This window comes from Streptomyces sp. JLYT201 (assembly GCF_059448825.1).
Map to the genome: position 1 here is coordinate 7,452,954 of NZ_CM182551.1, position 22,698 is coordinate 7,475,651.

Genomic DNA, 22,698 nt, shown 5'->3' on the forward strand with positions numbered 1-22,698 from the left:
GGAAGGAGAGGGGACGGGTGTGCTCAGGCGCGGATGACCTGCGGGCCGAGCAGCGCGTAGCGGTGGGCTTCGGACGCGGACAGGAGGGTGCTCGTGACGATGGTCTCCAGGTCGCCGACGGAGGCGAACCGGCAGAAGCTCGCCGCCCCGAACTTGGTGTGCACGCCCGTGAACACGACGCGCCGTGACGCCCGCAGCGCCTGCGCCTTCACCTCGCTGACCGCCGGGTCGGGGGTGGTGAGCCCGTGCTCGCGGGAGATGCCGTTGGCGCCGATGTAGGCCAGGTCGATGACGAAGCCCGCCAGCATGCGGGTGGTCCAGTGGTCGACGGTCGCGAGGGTGCCCGGGCGGACCCGGCCGCCGAGCAGCAGCACGGTGACGTGGTCGGCCGTGGCGAGGGCGCCCGCCGTGGCGAGCGACGCGGTGATCACGGTCAGCTCGCGGTTCTTCGGCAGGGCCTCGGCGATCAGTTGCGGGGTGAAGCCCTCGTCGATGAACACGGTCTCGGCGTCGCCGAGCAGCTCGGCCGCGGCCGCCGCCACCCGCCGCTTCTCCGGCACGTGCATGGTCGTGCGGAACGCGAGGGTGGTCTCGAAGCCCGAGCTCTCCACCGGGTAGGCGCCGCCGTGGGTGCGCCGGACCAGGCCGTGGTCCTCCAGGGCACGCAGATCGCGGCGTACGGTCTCCTTTGCGACGCCCAGCTCGACGGCCAGGGCGCTGACGTCGACGGATCCCGAGCGGCGAGCCGCGCGCACGATCTGCCGCTGGCGCTCCTCCGCCGTCATGGTGCCACCTCTTCCCCTGGCTCGTTCCGGGTGACCGTTCGGGCCCGTGGGGACGTTTCTACAGGGCGATCACTGGGCTGAACAGGCGGAAAGCGGACTCGATGATGCCCGGGTGTGCCCGCCCGGGGCGGCCCTGAGCTGCGGCGCCGACGGCGCGCGGGTCCGTTCGCGGTGCGGACGGCGCCCGTTTGCCGCCCGCACCGGACGCACGGATCAGGGCTGGTGGAACGTCACCTCCGGATGCTCGGCCGTCGGGCCGTTCAGGAGCGGCTGCTCGATGCCCCGCAGATGCCGGTCGAAGAAGGCGCCCACGTAGGCGCGGGTGATCCGCTCGGCGCGCTCGCCGGAGATCGGTGCCTCGGGGTCCTCGTCCACGCCGAGCTGCTGGAGCACGACCGGGGCGTCGGTGAACGTGAAGTGCCCGGACCCGGCGACCGCGAGCCAGCGCTTCCAGCCGTCCATGAGGGGCCAGGCGTCGTTCCAGTGGTAGGGCCCGTCGGGCTTCGTGGTCAGCTCGGTGCCGAGCATCAGGAAGGGGCGGCCGCGCAGGCCGTCCGGCTTGATCTGGATGCCGCCGTCCATGTTCATGCCCGCCCGCACCCGGCGGTCGGTGTTCATCAGGGCCATGGTGGCGGCGCCGCCGATGGAGTGGCCGCCCGAGCCGATCCGCTTGCGGTCGATCATCTTCGCGTGCCGCCAGGTCGCCTTGCCGGACGTGCCGCCGACCAGACGGTCCAGGACGAACGACAGGTCCCGGGCCCGGTTCTCGGTGATGCGCGGCCCCGGAACGGTCGAGTCCGGGTCGCAGCCCAGGCACGGCGGCATGCGGCCGCCCTCGAACTCCCCGCCCGCCGCCTCGTGGGCGTGGTCGACGGTGGCCACGACGTAGCCGCGGCTAGCCAGGTCCTCGGCGAGGTGCGTCAGGGTCGAGCGCGGCGCGGTGAAGCCGGGCGACAGGAGCACCAGCGGGAACCGGCCCGGCGCGGCGGGCGCCCCCGTGCGGGCGTAGGTGCGCGTCGCGCTGTAGGCGGCGGGCGGGGCGTCCAGGTGGTAGTACGTGAGGAGGGCGCGGGCGGCCTTGAGGGACGTGTACGCGGTGGCGCGCCCGCCCTCTCCTCTCGCCGGGTAGTACAGGGAGGCCATCAGCTCGCGCGGCTCCTCGGGCGCCCACAGGTCCTTGCGGCTCTTGTCGACGAGGTGCAGGGTGTCGCGGCCCACGGCGTACTTGCCGGTGGGGCGCGGGAGTTCGGGCCGGGCGACGGGTGCGTCGGTGGTGGCGGGCGCATCGGCGGTCCGCGGCGCGGCGAGCGCTCCCGACGCCTCGGCGAGCGGCAGGGCGAGGGCCAGCGCGAGCACGGTCGCGACGGCACGGCCGCGCGTGGTCTTTCGGGCGGTTGTCATGTCAAGTCAGGCTAGGGGTGCGGCTGTTCGGGCACGTCAGCCGACGGTCTGACCCGGGACCGACCCCGGTCTGAGGGCGCCGTCCCCTCACGGGATGAGGCTCAATACGGCCACACTGGCGGGTTCGTGCAGAAGCGGCCGCCGAGGTGCGCGTGGTCGGGGTTGGCGGGGTCGAGCTCCCCGTGCTCGGCGATCAGCTTCGCCGCGAACCGCTCGGAGTCGTCCCGGGGCTCGTACCCGAGCGCCCGCGCGGGCTCCAGGTCCCACCACAGCCGGGTGTTGGCGGACGAGCCGTACACCACGGTGTGCCCGACGTCCGGGGCGGTGAGCGCCGAGTGGAAGAGCCGTGCGCCGTCCTCGGGAGACATCCACACCGACAGCATCCGGACGTCGGCGGGCTCGGCGAAGCAGGCGCCGATCCGCACGGACACCGTCTGCACGCCGTGCTTGTCCCAGTAGTACTGGGCCAGGTCCTCGCCGAAGGACTTCGACAGGCCGTAGTACGTGTCGGGGCGGCGCGGGGCGTCGACGGGGATCAGCGGGTCGGTGCCGACGGGGCGCGGGGCGAAGCCCACCGCGTGGTTGGAGGAGGCGAACACGACGCGCGGCACGCCCTCCTCGCGCACCGCCTCGTAGAGGTGGTACGTGCCTTCGACGTTGGCCTTGAGGACCTTGTCGAAGGTGGACTCCAGGGAGATGCCCGCGAGGTGGAGCACCGCGTCCACGCCCCGCACGGCCTCGCGCAGCGCGGCCCGGTCGGCGAGGTCCACGACGAGCGCGCCGGGCTCGCCCTCGACGGGGCGCAGGTCGAGCAGGCGCAGCTCGTAGCCGTACGCGGGCAGCAGGCGGCGCATCAGGGTGCCGAGACCGCCTGCGGCTCCGGTCAGCAGGACGGTGCGGGGAGCGGGCATGCGGCGGTCTCCTCGGGGCGGTGCGAGAGGGCGGCGTGGCGCGGGGCGGCCTGCGGGCGGCACGGCGGGCGGCCGGAGCCGTGCCGTGCGTGCCTGTGGCCAGGATTCACATCCATGGACACGCTAGGGAGCGGCGGCGGGTGGAGTCAAGAGGGCGCGGAGCCGGTGGATCCGTTCCTGGGTGGCGTGGTTGCGCGCTTGACCCGCACGGAGAGCCGCCCTAGCGTGGGCGCGTTCAGGGACATGGACGTGAATCAGAAACGTGCACGCTTAGGGAGAGCCCGTGACGTCAGGCAGGTCAGGTCGGTCAGGAACCCTCGCCTCCCGGCTCCGCGTTCCCAGCGGGCCGCTGTTCTTCCCCGTCACCCCCTTCGGGCCCGGCGGATCCGTCGGGCCCGTCGATGTGGACGCGCTGCGCACCCATGTGCGCCGCGGCGTGGAGGCGGGCGCGGCGGCGGTCTTCGCGTGCTGCGGCACGGGCGAGTTCCACGCGCTGACGCCCGAGGAGTTCCAGGAGTGCGTCGCCGCCGCCGTCGCGGAGACCGCGGGCCGCGTCCCGGTGGTCGCGGGCACCGGCTACGGCACCGCGCTCGCCGTGCGGTACGCGCGCCTCGCCGAGGAGGCGGGCGCCGACGGCCTGCTCGCCCTGCCGCCCTATCTGGTCGCCGCCTCCCAGGAGGGCCTGCTGCGGCACTACGCCGAACTGGCCGCGGCGACCCGTCTGGACGTCGTCGTCTACCAGCGCGACAACGCCGTGTTCACGCCCGGCACGGTCCTCGGGCTCGCCCGCACCGACGGCGTCATCGGCTTCAAGGACGGCCTCGGCGACCTCGACCTGATGCAGCGGATCGTCAGCGCCGTACGCGCCGAGGGCCCCGGGGAGTTCCTGTACTTCAACGGCCTGCCCACCGCCGAGCTGACCGGCCTCGCCTACCGGGGCATCGGCGTGCGCCTGTACTCCTCGGCCGTCTTCTGCTTCCTGCCCGACCTCGCGCTCGCCTTCCACCGGGCCCTGAACAGCGGCGACGACGCGACGGCGGCCCGGCTGATCGACGGCTTCTACCGGCCCTTCGTGGAACTGCGCGCCCAGGGCAAGGGCTACGCCGTCTCCCTGGTCAAGGCGGGGGTGCGGCTCACCGGCCTCGACGTCGGCGGGGTGCGCCCGCCGCTGCACGAACCGGCCGACGACCACGTCAAGCGCCTGGCCGAACTCATCGAGCGGGGCCGGGCCCTGGCGGCGGAGGCCGGGGCGTGAGGGCGGGCGCGTTCCTCTACCCCTGGGACGTCGTCGGCGACCCCGCGGCCGCAGAGCGCGTCGCCGCCCTCGGCGTGCGCCAGGTGACCCTCGCCGCCGCCTACCACTCCACCCGGGCCCTCACCCCGCGCCACCCGCGCCACCGCGTCGTCACCGCCGGGCACGCCGCCGTCCTGTACCCGCCGGGCGGGCGCTGGCGGGGCCGGGAGCCGCGCCCGTACCCCGCGGGGGACTGGGCGCCGGGCGACGCCTTCGGCGCAGCCGCCGAGGCCCTGGCGGCCGCCGGGCTCGACGTCCACGCCTGGGTGGTGCTCGCCCACAACTCCCGCCTGGGCGCCGAGCACCCGGACACCGCCGTGGTCAACGCCTACGGCGACCGCTACCCCTGGGCGCCCTGCATCGCGCGGCCCGCGAACCGCGCCTACCTCGTCGACCTCGCCGCCGAGGCCGCCGTCCGGCCGGGCGCGGCCGGGGCCGAACTGGAGTCGTGCGGCTGGTACGGCTTCGCGCATCTGCACGCCCACGACAAGGTCGCGGGGGTGGAGCTCGGCGAGGCGGGCGAGTACGCGATGTCCCTGTGCTTCTGCGCCACCTGCCGCGCCGGGTACGGCGAGCACGGCCTGGACGCCGACAGGATCGCCGCCGCCGTGCGCCGGGGCCTGGAGCCGGTGTGGCGCGGCGCCCCGTCCGGGCCCGGCTGGGCCGGCGTGGAGCGGCTGCTCGGTGCCGAGGCGGCGGCCGCCACGCGCGCGTGGCGCGAGCACAGCGCCCGTGCCTTCCAGGAGGCGGCGGTCGGAGCCGTGCGCGCCGAGGCGCCCGACGGCTTCTCGGTGCTGCTGCACGCGGACCCGGTGACGTACCGCTGCGGCGCCAACGCCGGGGCCGACCCCGAGCACGTCCTGTCCGTGGCCGACGGCGTGGTCGTGCCCTGCGCCGGGGGCCCCGAGGCGCTCGCGCCCTTCGCCGCCCGCGCGCGCGAGCACACCGTCCTCGCCGCCAACCTCACGGTGGTGGCGGGCCTGGGCGGCAGCCCCGCGACGCTTGCCGCCGACGCCCGGCGCGCGGCGGCGCTCGGCGCCACCGAACTGCGCCTCTACCACGCGGGCCTCGCCTCCGACGAGGACCTCGCGCACGTCGAGAAGGCCCTGTCGCGGCTCGCCTGACAGCCGTTACGATCCGCGCACCAACATCGCTCACGTGGGCGGGGAACAGGGGAGACAACGTGCGCAACAAGGGGATATCCGCGCTGGTCTGTGCCGGACTCACGGCAGGCGCCGCGGTGCTCGCCACCGCGGGCACGGCGACCGCGCAGGACGGGGCGGCGCAGGCGCAGGCCAGGGCCGGATCCGGGCGGGCCGACACCTCGGCGAGAGCCACCGCGGAGGACATCCGCGAACGCCTGGAGGAGATACCGGGGATGACGGTCGTCTCCGTGGCGGACAAGGAGGGCTACCCCTTCTACACCCTGACCTACCGTCAGCCGGTCGACCACGAGCGCCCGCACAAGGCGTCCTTCACCCAGCGCCTGACGCTGTGGCACAAGTCGACGGACCGGCCGACCGTCCTGTACACCACCGGCTACGGCATCGCCTCCGGCACGACCGCCGTCACCCGGCTCCTGGACGCCAACCAGGTCAGCCTCGAACACCGCTACTTCCTCCAGTCCCGCCCCCAGGGCGCGGCGGGCGACGACTGGACGAAGATGACCGTCCAGCAGGAGGCGGCCGACGAGCACCGCGTCACCCAGGCCCTGCGCGGCATCGAGCGGGGCAAGTGGATCGGCACCGGCGCCAGCAAGGGCGGCATGACGGCCACGTACCACGAGCGCTTCTACCCCGAGGACCTGGACGCCGTGGTCGCGTTCGTCGCGCCCAACGACAAGAACAACCGGGACGACTCCGGCTACGAGCGCTTCTTCGAGACCGTCGGCACCAAGGAGTGCCGCGCGGCCCTGAACGCCGTGCAGCGCGAGATGCTCGTGCGCCGCGACGCGCTCCTGCCCAAGTTCGAGGCGGACGCCAAGGCCAACGGCCAGACCTTCGAGGAGACGCTCGGCACGACCGACCGCGCGTACGAGTTCGCGGTCCTCGACCAGGTGTGGAACTTCTGGCAGTCGGGCAGCGTCGACAACTGCGCCACCGTGCCCGACGCGAAGAAGGCCACGGACGACGAGCTCTACTCCTGGTCCAAGGGGCACGGCCTGAGCGTCTACTACGACGAGGACCTCGGCGTGAACAGCTCCGGCCCCTACTACCGCCAGGCCGCCACCCAGCTCGGCTGGGCCGACCTGAAGTTCAAGCACCTCAAGGGCGTGCGCCACTACCCGGACATCTACCAGCCGAACTCGGTCCTGCCCGCCGCCATGCGGGGCACGTACAACAACGCGACCATCGCCGACGTCGACCGCTGGGTGAAGACCCGGGGCCAGCGGATGATGTTCATCTACGGCGAGAACGACCCGTGGAGCGCGGAGAAGTTCACCCCGAGCCACCGCGACTCCCACCGCTACGTGGTGCCGGGCGCCAACCACGGCGCGTCCATCGCGAAGCTGCCCGAGCCCCAGCAGTCCCAGGTCGTCGCGACGATCAAGCGCTGGGCGGACGTGAAGTAACCGCCGCGACAGCCGGGCCCCGGCGGCGATGAATTCCGGCCGCCGGGGCAGTCACGTCAAGGAGAGGGCCCCACCGGGGCGAGCTTCCCAGCGTGAAGGAGACGGCCATGCCCGAGACCACGAACCCCCTGCCGGACGCGGTGGACCCCGCGGGGGAGCCGCACGAGCTGCCGGACCTGAGGCCGCAGGCGCGCCTGGTGGCGAGCCTGGCCGTGGGGGTGACCGACGACCAGCTGGACGGGCCGACGCCCTGCCCCGACTACGCCGTGCGCCATCTGCTCGGCCACCTCGTCGCGCTCGCCGCCGCGTTCACCGACGCCGCGCGCAAGGACCTCGGGGCGCGCACCGACACCGACCCGTCGAGCAGGCTGCCCGACATCGACGCGGACTGGCGCGACGAGCTGCCGCGCCGCCTCGCCGAGCTGGCGGAGGTGTGGCGCGACTCCGCCGCGTGGACCGGGCAGACCCGGGCGGGCGGCGTCGACCTGCCCGGCGAGGTGGCCGGGGTCGTCGCCGTCGACGAACTCGTCGTGCACGGCTGGGACCTGGCGCGGGCCACCGGCCAGGAGTACGTGCCGGACGCGGCTTGCCTCGGCGTCGCCCACGCGATGCTGTCCGCCACCGACGCCGAGGGCCCGGCGGCGCGGGGCTCGCTCTTCGGGCCGCCGGTGCCCGTCCCGCCGGAGGCCTCCCTCCTGGACCGCGTCGTCGCGCTCAGCGGCCGCGACCCGCTCTGGCACCCCTAGCCCGGGGCGCCCGGCTCCCCGAGATGGTTTGCGCAACGGACCAGTTGACCCTACGGTCTGGCTCTGACCAGCCAGTACACATCCATACGCCGTGTGCGCACGTACATCGTCCAGGGGGACCCATGTCGATCTCGCCCGACCTCTCGGTGGCCGCCACGGCAGTCGGGGGCGCGCTCGCCGCCTATCTGCTGCTCGGCGAGCCCTGGCTGGGGCGTCGCATGTACGGCTCGCTCGCACGCCGCCGCGCCACCGAACCGGGCGCCCTCGTCCGCTACTTCGGACACGTGATCGCCGCCTGGTGGGGGCTGGCCGCGCTGGCCGTGGCGGTGCCGCTGCTCTCGCCCGGCGCCGCCGCGGCCGACTTCGGCGTCACGCTGCCCGACGACGTGCCGTACACGGTGCCGGTCGTCCTGCTCTTCGGCGTCGCCGCCGCCGCGTCGAGCCGCCACTTCCAGGAGCTGGCCAGGCAGGGCAAGCACATCCCCGGCCGCGCCGCCATCGAGGCCATGCTCCCGCGCACCGCGCGGGAGCGGCGGCTCGCCGTCGCCGCCGCCGTGACCGACGGGATCTGCGCCGAGTTCGTCTACCGCGGCCTGCTCATCGCCTTCGGCGTCGGCGCCCTCGGCCTGCCGCTGTACGCGGCCGCCGCGCTGTCGCTCGTCGTGTACGCGCTCGCCGGGTGGTACCAGGGCGGCACGGGCGTGCTCGTCTTCGCCCTCTTCGGGACCCTGCTCACCGGCCTGTACCTGGCCACCGGCAGCCTGCTGCTCCCCGTCGCCGTGCACGTCATGCTCTCCGTGCGCGACCTGACGATCCCCGCGCCCGACCTGCCGTACGCGCGGCGCGGCACGGCGTGAGCGCCCCGTAGGGGGCGCGGGCCTCAGCGCAGCGCGGCCCGCATCATGGCCGTGGCGATGGGGGCCGCCAGGCCGTTGCCGCTGACCTCGGAGCGGGCCGCGTCGGAGGACTCGACGATGACCGCGACGGCGACCTCCTTGCCGTCGGAGCCCTTGGCGTAGGACGTGAACCAGGCGTACGGCGTCTTGCTGTTGTTCTCGCCGTGCTGGGCGGTGCCCGTCTTGCCGCCCACGGTCGCCCCGCTGATGCGCGCGTTCGTCGCCGTGCCCTTCTCGACGACCGACTGCATCGCGGACGCGAGCTGATCGGCGGTGGACTCGCTGACGACGCGCTCCGAGCCGGTGTCCTCGTCGTAGTTCTTCAGGACGTCGCCGTCGGCGGTCGTGGTCTTGGAGACCATGTGCGGGGACTTCAGCTCCCCGCCGTTGGCGATCGCGGCCGACACCATGGCCATCTGCAGCGGCGTCGCGGTCACGTCGAACTGGCCGATGCCGGTGAGGCCGGTGCTCGCCTTGTCCATGTCCTTCGGGTAGAGGCTGACGCCCGCGCGCACCGGCACGTCCAGCTTCTCCGCGTTGAAGCCGAACTTCTCCGCCTGGGCCCGCAGCTTGTCCTGGCCGAGGTCGACGGCGAGCTTGGTGAAGACGTTGTTGCACGACCACTGGAGCGCGGTGCGCAGCGAGGCGTTCTCGCAGGGCGCGGACTTGACCTCGTTCGGGATGGACGTGCGCGTGCCGGGCAGCGTCCACGGGTCCGGGCTGTCGGTCCTCTGGTCGACCGAGTCGTACAGGCCGTCCTCCAGGGCGGCCGCCGCGACCACCAGCTTGAAGGTCGAGCCGGGCGGCAGCGGCTGGCGCAGCGCGCGGTTCACCATCGGCTTGTCCTCGTCGCCGGTGAGCGCCTTCCACGCGTCGCCGTCGTTGGAGCCGCTGATCTTCGACGGGTCGTACGACGGCGTGGAGACCATCCCGAGGATCTTGCCGGTCTTGGGGTCGATGGCGACGGCGGCGCCCTTCTTGCCGCCGAGCGCCTTGTACCCGGCCTTCTGGACGGCCGGGTCGATGGTGGTCACGACGTCACCGGGGTCGGCACGCTTGTTGGTGAGCGTGTCGAGCGGGTTCTTCAGCCGGTTGTCGCTGCCGTCCAGGAGGTCCTTGTAGATGCCTTCCAGCTGCGTGGCGCCGTACACCTGCGAGCTGTAGCCGGTGACGGACGCGTACAGCTGCCCGTCCTTGTACGTGCGCTTGTACGCCAGGTCGCCGCCCGACGTGCGCTTGGAGCCGGTGACGGACTCACCGGCCACGATGATGTCGCCGAGCGGGTTCGCGTAGGTCCTGATCGCGTTCCGTTTGTTCAGCTTGTCCTCCGCGAGCGCCTTCGAGTCGTGGAACTGCACCCAGGTGGCCCGCACAAGCAGCGCGACCACCAGGAGCAGCGTGAAGACCGCGGTGTGCCTGATCGTCTTGTTCATCCCTGACAAGGACGAGCATCCGGGGCCGGGACGTTCCCGGCTTGGAGGGATGTGTCCTGTTTCTCAGGCGTTCTTCATGAAGCCCGCCTCGTACGCCGCGATCACGGCCTGCGTGCGGTCCCGGGCGCCCGTCTTCGCGAGGACCGCCGCCACGTGCGTCTTGACCGTCGCCGGGCCCACCTCCATGCGCCCGGCGATCTCGGCGTTGGTGAGCCCGGCCGCCATCAGCCTCAGGACCTCGCGCTCGCGCCCGGTGAGCCGGGCCACCCAGGGGGCCTGCGCGGTCGTGGCCCGCGCGTGTTCGGCGGCCAGGGCGCGCACGGCCGCGGGGAACAGCAGCGAGTCGCTGCGCGCGACCAGGCGCACCGCCTGCACCAGGGAGTCCGCGTCGGCCCGCTTGAGCAGGAAGCCGGACGCCCCGGCGCGGAGCGCCTCGTACACGTACGCGTCGTTCTCGAAGGTGGTGACGGCCACGACGCGCGGCGGCTCCGCCATCGTCTGGAGGATCTGCTCCGTGGCGCGGATGCCGTCGACCTCCGGCATGCGCACGTCCATCAGGACCACGTCGGGCCGCAGCTCCCGGACGACGGACACCGCCTCGGCGCCGGTCGCCGCCTCGCCGACGACCTCCAGGTCGGGCTCGGCGGTGAGGATGACGCGCAGCGCCGTGCGCACCATGCGTTCGTCGTCGGCGAGCACGATGCGCAGCGGGGTGTCGGTCATGGGCGGGCCTCCAGGTGGGTCACGCGGGCAGCGGGCGGGCGGTCAGGCGGGCGGTCGCAGCGGCAGGCGTACGCGCAGCCGCCACACCCCGGCCTCGGGCCCGGAGGTGGTGGTGCCGCCGAGCAGCCGGGCCCGGTCGGCGATGCCGCGCAGGCCGTGGCCGCCGCCGGTCCGGTCGGCCGTGGTGTCGGGCGGCGCCGACGGCAGCGGGTTCTCGGCGCTCAGGTCGAGGCCGGTGTCGTCGCGCGTGATCCGCAGCGTCACGGCGGTGTCGGCGCCGCCGTGCTTGAGGGCGTTGCTGAGGGCCTCCTGCACGATGCGGTAGGCCTCGCGGGACACCATCGGCGGCAGCGCGTCGGCGCCGCCGGGGCCGAGGGCGACGGCGGCCTTCACGCGCAGGCCGCCCGCGCGGGTGCGGCGCAGCAGGCCGTCCAGGTCGGCGGCGAGCGTGGGCGCGGGGGCCGTCGAGGCCCGCTGGTCGCCCTCGCGCAGGACGCCGAGGACCGCGTCCAGCTCGCCGACGGTGCGCCGGGTGGTGTCCTCGATGGCGGCGAGGGCCTCGCGCACGAACTCCGGGTCGTGGTCGAGGACCCGGCGGGCGGCGCTCGCCTGGAGCGTGACCGCGCTCAGCGCGTGGCCCACGGAGTCGTGCAGCTCGCGGGCTAGGCGGTTGCGCACGGCGAGGTCGGCGGCGCGCTGCTCGGCGGCGGCCAGCCGGTCGGCGTGCGTGGGCCCGAGCAGCAGTGGCGCCCACCGCGCGAGCAGCCCGCCGGCGACCGCCGCGCACCCGGCGAGCACGAGGAGGCACGCCGTGCCCGAGACCGGTGCGAGGACCAGCGTCCAGGGGCCGCGGAGGCGATCGGGGAGACCGAGCCAGGAGTCCCACCCGCCCACGGCGAGGGGCAGCACGAGCTGGAACGCCGCGAACGGCACGAGCCCGAGCGTCATCCCGCTGATGATCCCGCCGAACCCGAGGTGCAGCGTGAACCACAGGGCCGTGCGCTCGCGCTCCTGGCGGGTGCGCGGCGGCCCGTCGGCCAGCGCCTCGTCCGGCACCCCGCACAGCGCCCGCACCGCCGCCACCGACATGGGCCGGGTCAGCGGGAACAGCGCGGTGACCGCGGCCAGCGGCAACCCGATGGCGAACGCGAGGAGTTGGGCGGAGAACGAGCCGAAGAACCGGTCGTCGCCGAAGAGCGGGCCCGACAGGATCGACCCCACGAAGACGTACGGCATGGCGAGCGCGCCGCCGAGGACCAGATGGATCCACCGGCGGCGCGCCCGCCGCCCGAGCAGGGCGGAGCCGACGCGTCTCACGCGGCTCCACCGCCGCCCGCGCGCTCCTTGAGCAGGCGCACGCCGACGGTGGCCACGAGCGTTCCGATGATCATCTGCACAGCGTAGGACAGGACCATGGCCGTCGTCGGCTGCTCGGCCGCGTCGGCCGCGGGCCCGAGCGAGGCGATCAGCAGCCAGGCGCCCCAGCACGCCACCGCCCCCGACCCCAGCCAGGCGAGCGCCAGCGGCACCCGCACGGGCAGCGCGCGCCCCCACCGGAAGGCGAGCGCCAGGGCGCCCGCCGCGGCCGCCGCGAGGTAGCAGGCCTCCAGTGTCTGCAGGACGTAGAAGTCGCTGGTGCGCTCCGCGGCCCGGGACGCGTTGAGGCCGAGCGTCGAACCGCTCGCCCACAGGAGCCGCAGGGTCGCCGGGTACAGCGCGAGGACCGCCGCGGCGAGCGCGCACCACCGCGCGCCCCGGCCGGGAGCCGCGAGCCCCGCCACCCGGCCGCGCCACACGTGGCCCCAGCGGTCGCGTGCGTAACCGGCGAACAGCAGGCCCAGGCTGAGGCCTTGGAGGATGAAGCCGCCGTACACCACCCCGAAGACCCACTCGTCGAGGAACGGCTCGCGGCCGGTGTCCTCGGCGCTGTTCACCGAGCCGCCGAGCGCCCGCACCGCGAGCTGCGCCGGGAACCCGGCCATGATCGGCGCGAGCAGTCCGGTGGCCGCCCACATCGGCAGGGCGAGCAGCCACGCCGGGACGCGGTGCCCCCAGGGCCGGGTGAGCAGCAGCGCGAGGACGATCACGGCCGCGTCCATGAGCACGGTCAGGGTGTTGGCGGCGACGATGACGCCGCGGTGGTCGAGCAGCGCGCTGCCCTCCGGGATGCCGATGTGGCTGCCGGCGATCCAGGCCGCTTTCAGGGACAGGTACGGCAGGCAGGAGACGATGGCGACGGCGCGCAGGACGCGGCGGGTCCGGCCGGTCCTGTCGGCGGCGGGGAGACCGGAGGCGGGGACGAGGATCTGGGTCATGCCTCCAGGCTGGCGCGCGGCGGATCGCGCCACCTCCTGCCCGGCGACGAACCGCCTCCGCCGCGCGGGGGAGGCGGCCCGCCGCCGAAGAGGAGGTCGAAGAGGAGGTCAGAGCCGCCGCGTGGCCAGGGTGAGCCGGTCGCGGGCGTCGAAGAGGGCGTCCTTGACCATCTGCTCGTGCGCGGGCGTGAGCCGGGCCACCGGCACGGAGCAGCTGATCGCGTCCCGCGCGGGCGTGCGGTAGGGGATCGCCACGCCGAAGCAGCGCAGGCCGAGGGTGTTCTCCTCGCGGTCCACGGCGAAGCCCTGTTCCCGCACGGTGCGCAGCTCCTCGATGAGCTGCTCGCGGTCGGTGATCGTGTTCTCGGTCAGGGACGGCAGCGTCTCCGGCAGGAGCTTGCGCACCTGCTCGTCGGTGTGGGTGGCGAGCAGCGCCTTGCCGAGCGAGGTGGAGTGCGCGGGCAGCCTGCGGCCCACGCGCGTGAACGGGCGCAGATAGTGCTGGGACTGGCGGGTGGCCAGATACACCACGTTCGTGCCGTCGAGCCGCGCGAGGTGGATCGTCTCGGTGGTGTCGTCCGAGAGCCGGTCGAGCGTGGGCCGGGCCGCCGCGACGACCTCGTCGCCGTCGATGTACGACGTGCCGACGAGCAGGGCCCGCACCCCGATGCCGTACCGCGTGCCGGTGGCGTCGGTCTCGATCCAGCCCAGCTCGACGAGGGTGCGCAGCAGCATGTAGAGGCTGGACTTCGGGTAGCCGACCGCCTCTTGGACGTCGGCCAGGGAGTGCATGCCGGGGCGGCCCGCGAAGAACTCGAGCAACTCCACCGTCCGCACCGCGGACTTGACCTGCGCGCCCCCGCCCGTCTCAGCAGCCGCCATCGCCCTTGACCCCTCACGTGCGACGAGAAATAGTCTCCACTGTCCCCGCCGGATTCACCATGGGAGACGGCGTTCAGTATATCGAACGGCCCTGGTGGGTGAGGAGCGAACGGCGGCGGCAACGGCACGTCAATCGTGGATTTCTGGGAAGCCTGGAGGACCCCCGGTGGCAGCAGCACCAGTGTGGAGCGTCGACCCCCGAACCGGGAAGCGGCGCGAGCAGGTCGCCGTCGAAGCCACGGCCGAGGAGGTCGGCCGGACCGTCGCCGCGGCGCACGCGGCGCGCGCCGCCCTCACGGACCGCGCGACCCGCGCGGCCTTCCTGCGCACCGCCGCGGACCTCCTGGGCGGTGCCGAGGGCCCGCTGGTGGAGGCCGCCGACGCGGAGACCGCGCTCGGCCCGGTCCGGCTCGGCGGCGAGCTCACCCGCACCCGCTTCCAGCTGCGCGCCTTCGCGGACGTCCTCGACGAGGGCGCCTATCTGGGCGTCGTCATCGACCACCCCGACGCGAGCACCACGCCCCCCACCCCCGACCTGCGCCGTTACCGGGTCCCGCTCGGAGTCGTCGCCGTCTACGGGGCCTCCAACTTCCCCTTCGCCTTCTCCGTGCCCGGCGGCGACACCGCGAGCGCGCTCGCCGCGGGCTGCCCCGTCGTCGTCAAGGCGCACCCCGACCACCCGGCCACCTCCGAGCTCGTCGCGTCCGTGCTGCGCCGCGCGGCCGCCGAGCACGGCCTGCCGCGCGAGGTCGTCGGCCTGGTGCACGGCTTCGACGCGGGCCTCGAACTGATCCGGCACCCGCTGGTCGCCGCCGCCGGGTTCACCGGTTCGGTGCGCGGCGGCCGCGCCCTCTTCGACGCGGCGGCCGCGCGCCCGGTGCCGATCCCCTTCCACGGCGAGCTGGGCTCGCTCAACCCGGTCGTCGTCACCGAGGCCGCGGCCGCCGAGCGCGCCGAGCAGATCGGCACCGGCCTCGCGGGCTCGATGACGCTCGGCGTCGGCCAGTTCTGCGTGAAGCCCGGCCTCGTCCTCGTCCCCGAGGGAGCGGACGGCGACCGCCTGGTGAAGTCCCTCACCGACGCCGTCAGCGACGGTGAACCGGGCGTGCTCCTCGACCACCGCATGCGCGACGCCTTCGTCGCCGGGGTCGCCGAGCGCGCCGGACTCCCGGACGTGAGCGCGCCGGTGACCCCGGGCGCGGGCGGCGAGCACACGGTGGCGGCCGGGTTCCTCACCGTCCCCGCGGCACGCCTGGCCGCGGCGGGGGAGCACGACCTGCTCCTGGAGGAGTGCTTCGGCCCGGTCACCGTCGTCGCCCGCTACGCGTCCCGGCAGGAGATCACCGCCGTGCTCGCCCGGCTCCCCGGCAACCTCACGGCGACCGTGCAGCTCTCGGCCGACGAGGCCGCGGGCGAGGGCCGCGGCACCGAACTGCTCGCCGAACTGACGCCGCTCGCGGGCCGCGTCCTCGTCAACGGCTGGCCCACCGGCGTCGCCGTGGCCCCCGCGCAGCACCACGGCGGCCCCTACCCGGCGACGACCAGCACCTCCACCTCCGTCGGCGGCACCGCCATCGAGCGCTGGCTGCGCCCCGTCGTGTACCAGAGCACCCCCCAGGCGCTCCTCCCGCCGGAGCTCCACGACGCCAATCCCCTGGGACTGCCCCGCCGTTACGACGGCCGCCTGGAACACTGACGGCATGAACGCCAAGGACACCGGCAGCCTCGCGCTGCCCGAACTGCCCTTCCCGCTCAGACCGTACGGGCCCGACGGGGACTGGGGTTACGAGGACGGGGTGCTCACCGGCTGGGCGGGCCCCCGTCAGGACCGCTTCGTGCCCCCCACCGGCGAGGCCCTGGACCCCGCGTCCGACGCGCCCCGGCTGCTCGGCGCGCCCGAGGGGGACTTCCAGCTGATCGCCCGCGTCACGGTCGGCTTCGCGGCCGCCTTCGACGCGGGCGTGCTCTATCTGCACGTCGGCGAACGGGAGTGGGCGAAGCTCTGCTTCGAGCGCTCCCCGGACCTGCCCACGATCTGCACCGTCGTCACCCGGGGCCGCTCCGACGACGCCAACGCCTTCGTGGTCGACGGCTCCCACGTATGGCTGCGGATCAGCCGCACCGGCACGGCGTTCGCCTTCCACGCGTCGACGGACGGCGCGCACTGGACGTTCGTCCGCATCTTCCAGCTCGGCGACGCGGACTCCGCCGGCGCGGCGCTCGTCGGCTTCCTCGCGCAGTCACCCCAGGGCGAGGGCTGCGTGGTGACCTTCGACCACATCGAGTTCCGCCCCAACTGGCCGAAGGCCCTGAGGGACGGTTCCTGAGGGGAAAGCGCCCGTCCTGAGGGGCAAGCGCCCCGTAAGGGGCGCGAGGAACTGCGCGACCAGCCACAACGAAGCCGCAGTTGTCCGGTCACAGCACAACGCGCGAACCCGTGGCGGCGGCCCGCTCGATCCCGTCGAGCAGCCGCTGCCGCCGGGCCGCGTGGGCGAAGTCCGGCACACCCGAAGTGGACTCGCGCAGGTCGCGCAGGACCTCCGTGTACTGGACGCCGATGTTGTACGGCACCTCGCCGCGCACGTCGTCCAGCGCGGGCACGTCGAAGTACCGCTCCGGCACGGGCAGTTCCCGCAGGGCGCCGTCCGTGCCCCGGGCGCCGCGCACGGTGAGGCGGGCCTGCTGGAGGTGCCCGTGGTCGCCGGTGACCACCAGGTCGCCGTCCGTGCCGTTGATCTCCCAGTGGAAGGTGGTGCCGCGGGCGAGCCCGCCCCGGAAGTGCACGGAGGCGACGGCGCCGGAGGTCAGCCGTCCGCTCACCGCGATCTGGTCGTCGGCCGTCATGGCGGCGGTGCGCCCCGAGCCCTCCTCGCGCACGAGCGGGCGCCGGGTCGCCGTGGTCGCCGAGACCTCGGTGAACTCCCCGAGCACCATGGCCAGGGCGTCAACGGTGTGGCCGAAGGGGATGGTGAGCATCGTGCCGCCGTTGGCCCGGTCCAGGAGGTAGTCGCCGCCCGGCTCGAAGGTGGGGCCCCAGCGGCGCCCCGACGCGACGAGGCTCGTGGACAGGACCTCACCGGCGAAGCCGTCGGCGACCAGGTCGCGCAGGTACCGCACGGCGGGCGCCGAGCGCGCCTGGAGCCCGGCGAACGTGCGCACGCCCGCGGCCGCCGCGGCGGCGGCCAGCTCCTCGGCCTCCGCGAGGCCGTTGCCGAGCGGCCACTCCGACAGGACGGCCTTGCCCGCCGCGAGCGCCGCCAGGATCACCTCGCGGTGCAGCGGCACGCGGACGCTGACCACGACGAGGTCGACGTCGGGGTCGCGGACGAGCTCGCGGGCGCTGCCGTACGCGCGCGGGACGCCGTAGCGCGCGCCGGCGGCGCGGGCGGACTCGGGGCTCGACGCGGCAAGGGCGAGCAGGTCGTAGCCGTCGAGCCGGGCCAGGGCGGGCAGATGCGACTGCGGGGCCCAGCCGCCGCGGGCGGACAGACCGACGATGCCGGTCCGGACGGGGTTCTGGGTGCGGATCTCCATGGCCGAAACGTAGGAGCGGACCCCTGATCACCCGCAAGGGCCCCAACTATATTCTGGAAACCATGACAGGTCAGAGCGGTGTTTCCCCCGTCGGCGCTCGGATGGACGCCACGTACAGGCACGACATCTACGGCCTGCTGTGCCCCGGCCGGGAGATCTTCGAGCTGCTCGCCAACAAGTGGACGGGCCTCGCGATCACGGCCCTCGCCGACGGGCCGCGCCGCTTCGGCGAGCTGCGCCGCACGCTGGAGGGGATCAGCCCCAAGGTCCTCACGCGGACGCTGCGGCGCCTGGAGGACTACGGCCTGGTGCTGCGCACCGTCCACGCCGAGGTGCCGCCCCGCGTCGAGTACGAGCTGACCGCGCTCGGCCGGGGCGCCCTGGAGCCGCTGGCCCACCTGCGCACCTGGATCCGGGCGAACACGGAACATTTCACCCGGCCCGAGGAATGGACGGGGCCCGCCGCGGGTTGAACCCCAGGAGCGGAGGCCGTCTCCGTATCGTCCGACCTGGAGATGAGTCAGAACATGCGCGTCGAGATCTGGAGCGACATCGCCTGCCCCTGGTGCTACGTGGGCAAGGCCCGCTTCGAGCGGGCGCTCGCGGACTTCCCGCACCGCGAGGCCGTCGAGGTGGTGCACCGCTCCTTCGAGCTCGACCCGCACCGCGCCAAGGGCGACACCACACCCGTGATCACCATGCTGGAGCGCAAGTACGGGATGTCCCGGGCGCAGGCCGAGGCGGCCGAGGAAGGCGTCGGCGCGCAGGCGGGCGCGGAGGGCCTCACCTACCGCACCAAGGGCCGCGACCACGGCAACACCTTCGACATGCACCGCCTGCTGCACTTCGCCAAGGCCGCGGGCGCCGACCGGCAGGACGCGCTGATCGCCGCCCTGTACCGGGCGAACTTCGCCGAGGAGCAGTCGGTCTTCGACGACGCCGAGCGCCTCGTCGCCCTCGCCGCCGAGGCGGGCCTCGACCCCGAGGCGGCCCGCGCGGTCCTCGCCGACCCGGCCGCCTACGCCGACGACGTGCGCGCCGACGAGCGCGAGGCCGCCGAGCTCGGCGCGAACGGCGTGCCGTTCTTCGTCCTCGACCGCAAGTACGGCGTCTCCGGCGCCCAGCCCGCCGAGGTGTTCGAGCAGGCCCTGGAGCAGGCCTGGGACAGCCGGTCGCCGCTGACGGTGCTCGGCGGCGGCGACGGCGACGGCGTCGCCACCGGCGGCCAGGACGCGGAGGCCTGCGGCCCGGACGGCTGCGCGGTGCCGCAGGCCTGACCCGACGGGGCCGGGAGCCGCGGGGCCCGCGCGTGCACGGATCAGCGGTGCTTACCGGTACCGCTCACGCATCCGCGATGGACCGGTGCGCGGCCAGCGGGCACAGTGATCCCATGGAGACCACCGGACCGCGCACCGGCCAGAGCCTCGACCCGACTCTCGTACGCTCCGCATTCGCTCCCCGCACCACGTATCTGAACAGCGCGAGCACCGGCCTGCTCCCGGCCCGTGCCGTCACCGCGATGCACGAGGGCGCCCTCTCCGTGGCGCGGGGCCGCCCGGCCGACATGTTCGCGGACGTGGAGGCGGCCCGCGCCGCCTTCGCACGGCTCGTCGGCGTGCCGGTGAGCCGGGTCGCGGCGGGCGCCTCGGTGGCCGTCTACAGCGGCCTGGTCGCCGCCTCGCTGCCGGAGGGCGCCGAAGTCCTCACCGCCGAGGCCGACTTCAGCTCGACGGTGAACCCCTTCCACATGCGCGCGGACCTGAAGGTGCGCGCCGTGCCCCTGGAGCGGCTCGCCGAGTCGGTCCGCCCCGGCACGGACCTGGTCGCGGTCAGCGTCGCGCAGTCGGCCGACGGCCGGATCGTGGACCTCGACGCGCTGCGCGCGGCCGTCCGCGCCCACGGCTCCCGCCTCTACCTCGACGCCTCGCAGGCGGTGGGCTGGTGCGACCTGGGCGACCACGTCGCGACGGCCGACTTCACGGCGTCCGTCGGGTTCAAGTGGCTCACCTGCCCGCGCGGCGTCGCGTTCTTCGTCGTGCCGGAGGAGTCCGAGGGCTTCGGCGGTCTGCGCCCGGTGCTCGCGGGCTGGGTCGCGGGAGAGCGTCCCTGGGACAGCTGCTACGGCCCGGTCGAGGAACTCGCCCACTCCGCGCGCCGGTTCGACGAGAGCCCGGCCCTGCTCGCGTACGCGGGCGCCCGGCACTGTCTGGAGCTCGTCGAGGAGCTCGGCGTGGCCGCGATCGGCGCGCACGACCTGGCCCTCGCGGACCGCTTCCGCGCCGGGCTCGCGGGGCTCGGCCTCGAACCGGTGCCCGCGCCGGGCTCGCCCATCGTGGCGGTGCCCGGACTCGGCGCCCGGCAGCCCGAGTTGAGCGCGGCGGGCATCGAGGTCTCGGACCGTGCGGGCCAGCTGCGGGCCGCGTTCCACTTCTACAACACGGCGGCGGACGTGGACCGCCTGCTCGCCGCCCTCAGCGGCTGACCTCCGGGCAGCCCGCCGTCTCCACGCACAGATTGGCCTCGACGCGGGAGAGCAGCCGCCCCAGCTGGGCGCGCTCGTCCGGGTCGAGGCCCGCGAGCGTGTGCTGCTCCAGCTCGGTCCAGGCGCTCTCCACGGCCTGCATCAGGCCGTTGTCGTCGTCCGTGGCCTCGACGAGCACGGCCCGCCGGTCGGCGGGGTCGGGGCGGCGCCGCACGTGTCCCGCCTGCTCCAGGCGCTGGAGCATCTTCGTGACCGTCGAGGGGTCGAGCTCGACCATCCTGATGAGCTCCGACTGGCGCACGGCGCCCGACTCCCACAGGTGCATCATCATGAGCTCCTGGCCGGGGTAGAGGCCGGCGTCCTTCAGGAGCTTGCCCGCGGCGACGCGGTGCAGCCGCGCGACCCGGGCGATGCTGGTGCTGACGGGCCCGCCCCGGGCCGCGGACGGACACGCGGGCTCGGCCCGCTCGGCTTCGGTCTTCATGGCACAGCTCCTCGTCGGTGCGGGCGGTCCGGTCGGCCGGTGTCGTCGACGCCTTCCCCCGCTCTTCGCGACGTCCCCACCGAGATTACCTTGGTCGGCCAAGGAATGCGTTACAGTGACTCCCGGTTGAATTACTTGGCCGACCAAGAATGGTGGGCCAGGACCAGCTACGGATGTTTTGGAGCCCGCCATGACCACCGCGTTCGACCCCATCGACCTCGCCGGCACCCCGCTCGCCAACCGCATCGCGATGGCCCCGATGACCCGCAGCAGGGCCGCGGCGGGCGGCGTGCCGACGGACCTCAACGCCGAGTACTACGCGCAGCGCGCCACCGCCGGCCTCGTCATCACCGAGGGCATCCAGCCGTCGGCGGTCGGCCAGGGCTACCCCGACACCCCCGGTCTGCACACCAACGAGCAGGTCGAGGGCTGGCGCAAGGTCACCGACGCCGTGCACGCCGCGGGCGGCAGGATCTTCGCCCAGCTCATGCACACCGGCCGCATCGGCCACCCGGTGCTCCTGCCCGACGGCCTCGTGCCCGTCGGCGCGTCCCCGATAGCCGCCGAGGGCCAGGTGTACACGCACGAGGGCCCCAAGGACTACGTCACCCCGCGCGAGCTGACCGGCGACGAGGTGCGCGCCACCGTCGGCGAGTTCGTGGCCGCCGCGCGCAACGCGATCGAGGCGGGCTTCGACGGCGTCGAGCTGCACGGCGCCAACGGCTATCTGATCCACCAGTTCCTCGCGCCGGGCTCCAACCGGCGCACCGACGAGTGGGGCGGCTCGGTCGAGAACCGCGTCCGCTTCGCCGTCGAGGTCGCCGAGGCCGTCTCCGCCGAGATCGGCGCGGCCCGCACCGGCATCCGCCTCTCGCCCGGCAACCCGCTCAACGACATCCACGAGCCGGACCCCGACGAGACCTACCTCGCCCTCGTCGAGCGGCTCTCCCCGCTCGGCCTGGCCTATCTGCACGTCATGGAGGTCGGCCCGATCCGCGAGCTGGTCACCGCCCTGCGCAAGGGCTTCGACGGACCCTTCATCCTCAACCCGGCCACCGAGGGGCCGACCGGGCCCGGCGAGCTGGCGCTCATCGAGGACGGCACCGCCGACCTCCTCTCCTACGGCTCCCTGTTCCTCGCCAACCCGGACCTGCCGGCGCGCCTGCGGACGGGCGGCCCCTTCAACGAGCCCGACCGCGCCACCTTCTACGGCGGCGACGCGAAGGGCTACACGGACTACCCGGCGCTCTGACCGCAAGGGCCCGGCACCGTGGGGTGCCGGGCCCTTGCGCGCGTGCGCGAGGTCACTTCACCGGGGTGAAGTCCCGCGCGCCGATGAACTCGGGCCGCCGCACCGGCGCCGCGAACGGCTCCACCGCCGTGTTCTCCACGCTGTTGAACACGATGAAGACGTTCGAGCGCGGATAGGGCGTGATGTTGTCGCCCGAGCCGTGCATGGCGTTGCAGTCGAACCACGTCGCCGAGCCCGCCGCGCCCGTGAACAGCTTGATGCCGTACTCGGCCGCGAGGCCGGTCAGCGCCTCGTCCGACGGGGTGCCCGCGTCCTGCATCTGCAGGGACTTCTTGTAGTTGTCCTTCGGCGTCTCGCCCGCGCAGCCCAGGAACGTCCGGTGCGAGCCCGGCATGATCATGAGCCCGCCGTTGGTGTCGTGGTTCCTGGTGAGCGCGATCGACACCGAGACGGTCCGCATGTTCGGCAGGCCGTCCTCCGCGTGCCAGGTCTCGAAGTCCGAGTGCCAGTAGAACCCGGAGGCCCCGAAGCCCGGCTTCACATTGATCCGCGACTGGTGGACGTACACGTCCGAGCCGAGGATCTGCCGGGCCCGCCCCGCCACGCGCGGGTCGGCGGCCAGGCGCGCGAAGACCTCACTGATCCGGTGCACCTCGAAGATGGACCGGATCTCCTGGGACCGCGGCTCGACGATGGAGCGCTCGTTCGCACGCATCCCGGGGTCGTTGACCAGCCGTTCGAGCTCCGCGTGGTACACGCCGACCTCGTCGGGCGTGAGCAGCTGCTCGACGGCGAGGAACCCGTCCCGGTCGAACCCCGCGAGGTCCTCGTCCGTGAACGGCCCCGGCGTGCCCGGCGCGGACCACACCACGGGGTCCTTGCGCTCGACGAGCACCTCCTGGGCGCCTCGGGTCGGGTACAGATCGCCGGTGCGTTCGGGTGCGGTGGTCATGGTGGTGCCTGCCTCTCCTCTCGTTGCGGCCCGTAG

22 protein-coding genes are annotated in these 22,698 nt (G+C 74.0%); 11 read left to right on the top strand and 11 right to left on the bottom strand.

Going from position 1 to position 22,698, the window contains the following annotated elements:
• Nucleotides 1-23: 23 nt before the first annotated feature.
• From AC5WAM_RS31625 to AC5WAM_RS31635, 3 genes are all read right to left on the bottom strand, one after another.
• Nucleotides 24-785, bottom strand: coding sequence for a DeoR/GlpR family DNA-binding transcription regulator (locus AC5WAM_RS31625; RefSeq protein WP_495519613.1), 762 nt, complete (start codon nucleotides 783-785; stop codon nucleotides 24-26).
• A 213-nt stretch (nucleotides 786-998) separates the two neighbouring features.
• Nucleotides 999-2,186 (bottom strand): alpha/beta hydrolase family protein, encoded by a 1,188-nt coding sequence (locus AC5WAM_RS31630; RefSeq protein ID WP_495519614.1) that lies wholly within the window; start codon nucleotides 2,184-2,186, stop codon nucleotides 999-1,001.
• A gap of 101 nt (nucleotides 2,187-2,287) precedes the next feature.
• A complete protein-coding gene (locus AC5WAM_RS31635; protein ID WP_495519615.1) occupies nucleotides 2,288-3,097 on the bottom strand; it encodes an NAD-dependent epimerase/dehydratase family protein in 810 nt (269 codons plus the stop codon).
• A gap of 283 nt (nucleotides 3,098-3,380) precedes the next feature.
• Here AC5WAM_RS31635 and AC5WAM_RS31640 point away from each other — a divergent pair, with 283 nt between their 5' ends.
• From AC5WAM_RS31640 to AC5WAM_RS31660, 5 genes are all read left to right on the top strand, one after another.
• Nucleotides 3,381-4,352, top strand: coding sequence for a 5-dehydro-4-deoxyglucarate dehydratase (locus AC5WAM_RS31640; protein WP_495519616.1), 972 nt, complete (start codon nucleotides 3,381-3,383; stop codon nucleotides 4,350-4,352).
• A complete protein-coding gene (locus tag AC5WAM_RS31645) occupies nucleotides 4,349-5,515 on the top strand; it encodes a hypothetical protein (protein ID WP_495519617.1) in 1,167 nt (388 codons plus the stop codon). Before AC5WAM_RS31640 ends, AC5WAM_RS31645 begins: the two co-directional genes overlap by 4 nt.
• A gap of 59 nt (nucleotides 5,516-5,574) precedes the next feature.
• Nucleotides 5,575-6,963, top strand: coding sequence for a S28 family serine protease (locus tag AC5WAM_RS31650; RefSeq protein ID WP_495519618.1), 1,389 nt, complete (start codon nucleotides 5,575-5,577; stop codon nucleotides 6,961-6,963).
• Nucleotides 6,964-7,070: 107 nt separating this feature from the next.
• Nucleotides 7,071-7,709 carry a TIGR03086 family metal-binding protein gene (locus AC5WAM_RS31655; RefSeq protein ID WP_495519619.1) on the top strand — a complete coding sequence of 213 codons (639 nt, stop codon included), beginning with the start codon at nucleotides 7,071-7,073 and terminating at the stop codon, nucleotides 7,707-7,709.
• A gap of 122 nt (nucleotides 7,710-7,831) precedes the next feature.
• Nucleotides 7,832-8,566, top strand: a complete 735-nt coding sequence (locus AC5WAM_RS31660) for a CPBP family glutamic-type intramembrane protease (protein ID WP_495519620.1) — start codon at nucleotides 7,832-7,834, stop codon at nucleotides 8,564-8,566.
• 23 nt (nucleotides 8,567-8,589) lie between these two features.
• Here the strand turns inward: AC5WAM_RS31660 and AC5WAM_RS31665 are convergent, their stop codons facing one another.
• From AC5WAM_RS31665 to AC5WAM_RS31685, 5 genes are all read right to left on the bottom strand, one after another.
• Nucleotides 8,590-10,038 (bottom strand): peptidoglycan D,D-transpeptidase FtsI family protein, encoded by a 1,449-nt coding sequence (locus AC5WAM_RS31665; protein WP_495519621.1) that lies wholly within the window; start codon nucleotides 10,036-10,038, stop codon nucleotides 8,590-8,592.
• 63 nt (nucleotides 10,039-10,101) lie between these two features.
• Nucleotides 10,102-10,761: a response regulator transcription factor gene (locus AC5WAM_RS31670; RefSeq protein WP_495519622.1), complete on the bottom strand. Its 660-nt coding sequence runs from the start codon at nucleotides 10,759-10,761 to the stop codon at nucleotides 10,102-10,104.
• A 42-nt stretch (nucleotides 10,762-10,803) separates the two neighbouring features.
• The gene (locus AC5WAM_RS31675; protein WP_495519623.1) at nucleotides 10,804-12,078 is read right to left on the bottom strand and encodes a sensor histidine kinase; all 1,275 of its coding nucleotides are present in this window, start codon (nucleotides 12,076-12,078) and stop codon (nucleotides 10,804-10,806) included.
• Nucleotides 12,075-13,076: a hypothetical protein gene (locus AC5WAM_RS31680; protein ID WP_495519624.1), complete on the bottom strand. Its 1,002-nt coding sequence runs from the start codon at nucleotides 13,074-13,076 to the stop codon at nucleotides 12,075-12,077. Before AC5WAM_RS31680 ends, AC5WAM_RS31675 begins: the two co-directional genes overlap by 4 nt.
• A gap of 108 nt (nucleotides 13,077-13,184) precedes the next feature.
• Nucleotides 13,185-13,958, bottom strand: coding sequence for an IclR family transcriptional regulator (locus AC5WAM_RS31685; protein WP_138959035.1), 774 nt, complete (start codon nucleotides 13,956-13,958; stop codon nucleotides 13,185-13,187).
• A 166-nt stretch (nucleotides 13,959-14,124) separates the two neighbouring features.
• On the opposite strand from AC5WAM_RS31685, the gene AC5WAM_RS31690 reads away from it, so the two are divergent.
• A complete protein-coding gene (locus tag AC5WAM_RS31690) occupies nucleotides 14,125-15,654 on the top strand; it encodes an aldehyde dehydrogenase (NADP(+)) (protein ID WP_495519625.1) in 1,530 nt (509 codons plus the stop codon).
• Nucleotides 15,655-15,658: 4 nt separating this feature from the next.
• Nucleotides 15,659-16,285 carry a DUF1349 domain-containing protein gene (locus AC5WAM_RS31695; RefSeq protein WP_366792374.1) on the top strand — a complete coding sequence of 209 codons (627 nt, stop codon included), beginning with the start codon at nucleotides 15,659-15,661 and terminating at the stop codon, nucleotides 16,283-16,285.
• An 88-nt stretch (nucleotides 16,286-16,373) separates the two neighbouring features.
• Here the strand turns inward: AC5WAM_RS31695 and AC5WAM_RS31700 are convergent, their stop codons facing one another.
• Complete coding sequence (locus AC5WAM_RS31700) at nucleotides 16,374-17,492, bottom strand: Gfo/Idh/MocA family protein (protein ID WP_495519626.1); 1,119 nt, start codon at nucleotides 17,490-17,492, stop codon at nucleotides 16,374-16,376.
• A gap of 62 nt (nucleotides 17,493-17,554) precedes the next feature.
• Between AC5WAM_RS31700 and AC5WAM_RS31705 the strand changes: the two genes are divergently transcribed.
• The 3 genes from AC5WAM_RS31705 (at nucleotide 17,555) to AC5WAM_RS31715 (ending at nucleotide 19,974) form a co-directional block, all read left to right on the top strand.
• A complete protein-coding gene (locus AC5WAM_RS31705) occupies nucleotides 17,555-17,965 on the top strand; it encodes a winged helix-turn-helix transcriptional regulator (RefSeq protein ID WP_495519627.1) in 411 nt (136 codons plus the stop codon).
• 54 nt (nucleotides 17,966-18,019) lie between these two features.
• Nucleotides 18,020-18,769, top strand: coding sequence for a DsbA family oxidoreductase (locus AC5WAM_RS31710; RefSeq protein WP_495523683.1), 750 nt, complete (start codon nucleotides 18,020-18,022; stop codon nucleotides 18,767-18,769).
• A gap of 113 nt (nucleotides 18,770-18,882) precedes the next feature.
• A complete protein-coding gene (locus tag AC5WAM_RS31715) occupies nucleotides 18,883-19,974 on the top strand; it encodes an aminotransferase class V-fold PLP-dependent enzyme (protein ID WP_495519628.1) in 1,092 nt (363 codons plus the stop codon).
• Here the strand turns inward: AC5WAM_RS31715 and AC5WAM_RS31720 are convergent.
• The gene (locus AC5WAM_RS31720; protein ID WP_495519629.1) at nucleotides 19,964-20,458 is read right to left on the bottom strand and encodes a MarR family winged helix-turn-helix transcriptional regulator; all 495 of its coding nucleotides are present in this window, start codon (nucleotides 20,456-20,458) and stop codon (nucleotides 19,964-19,966) included. The genes AC5WAM_RS31715 and AC5WAM_RS31720 overlap by 11 nt on opposite strands.
• 190 nt (nucleotides 20,459-20,648) lie before the next feature.
• Between AC5WAM_RS31720 and AC5WAM_RS31725 the strand changes: the two genes are divergently transcribed.
• Nucleotides 20,649-21,710 carry an alkene reductase gene (locus AC5WAM_RS31725; RefSeq protein WP_495519630.1) on the top strand — a complete coding sequence of 354 codons (1,062 nt, stop codon included), beginning with the start codon at nucleotides 20,649-20,651 and terminating at the stop codon, nucleotides 21,708-21,710.
• Nucleotides 21,711-21,762: 52 nt separating this feature from the next.
• Here AC5WAM_RS31725 and thpD read toward each other — a convergent pair whose 3' ends face one another.
• Nucleotides 21,763-22,662, bottom strand: a complete 900-nt coding sequence (gene thpD, locus AC5WAM_RS31730) for an ectoine hydroxylase (RefSeq protein ID WP_495519631.1) — start codon at nucleotides 22,660-22,662, stop codon at nucleotides 21,763-21,765.
• Nucleotides 22,663-22,698: the final 36 nt, after the last annotated feature.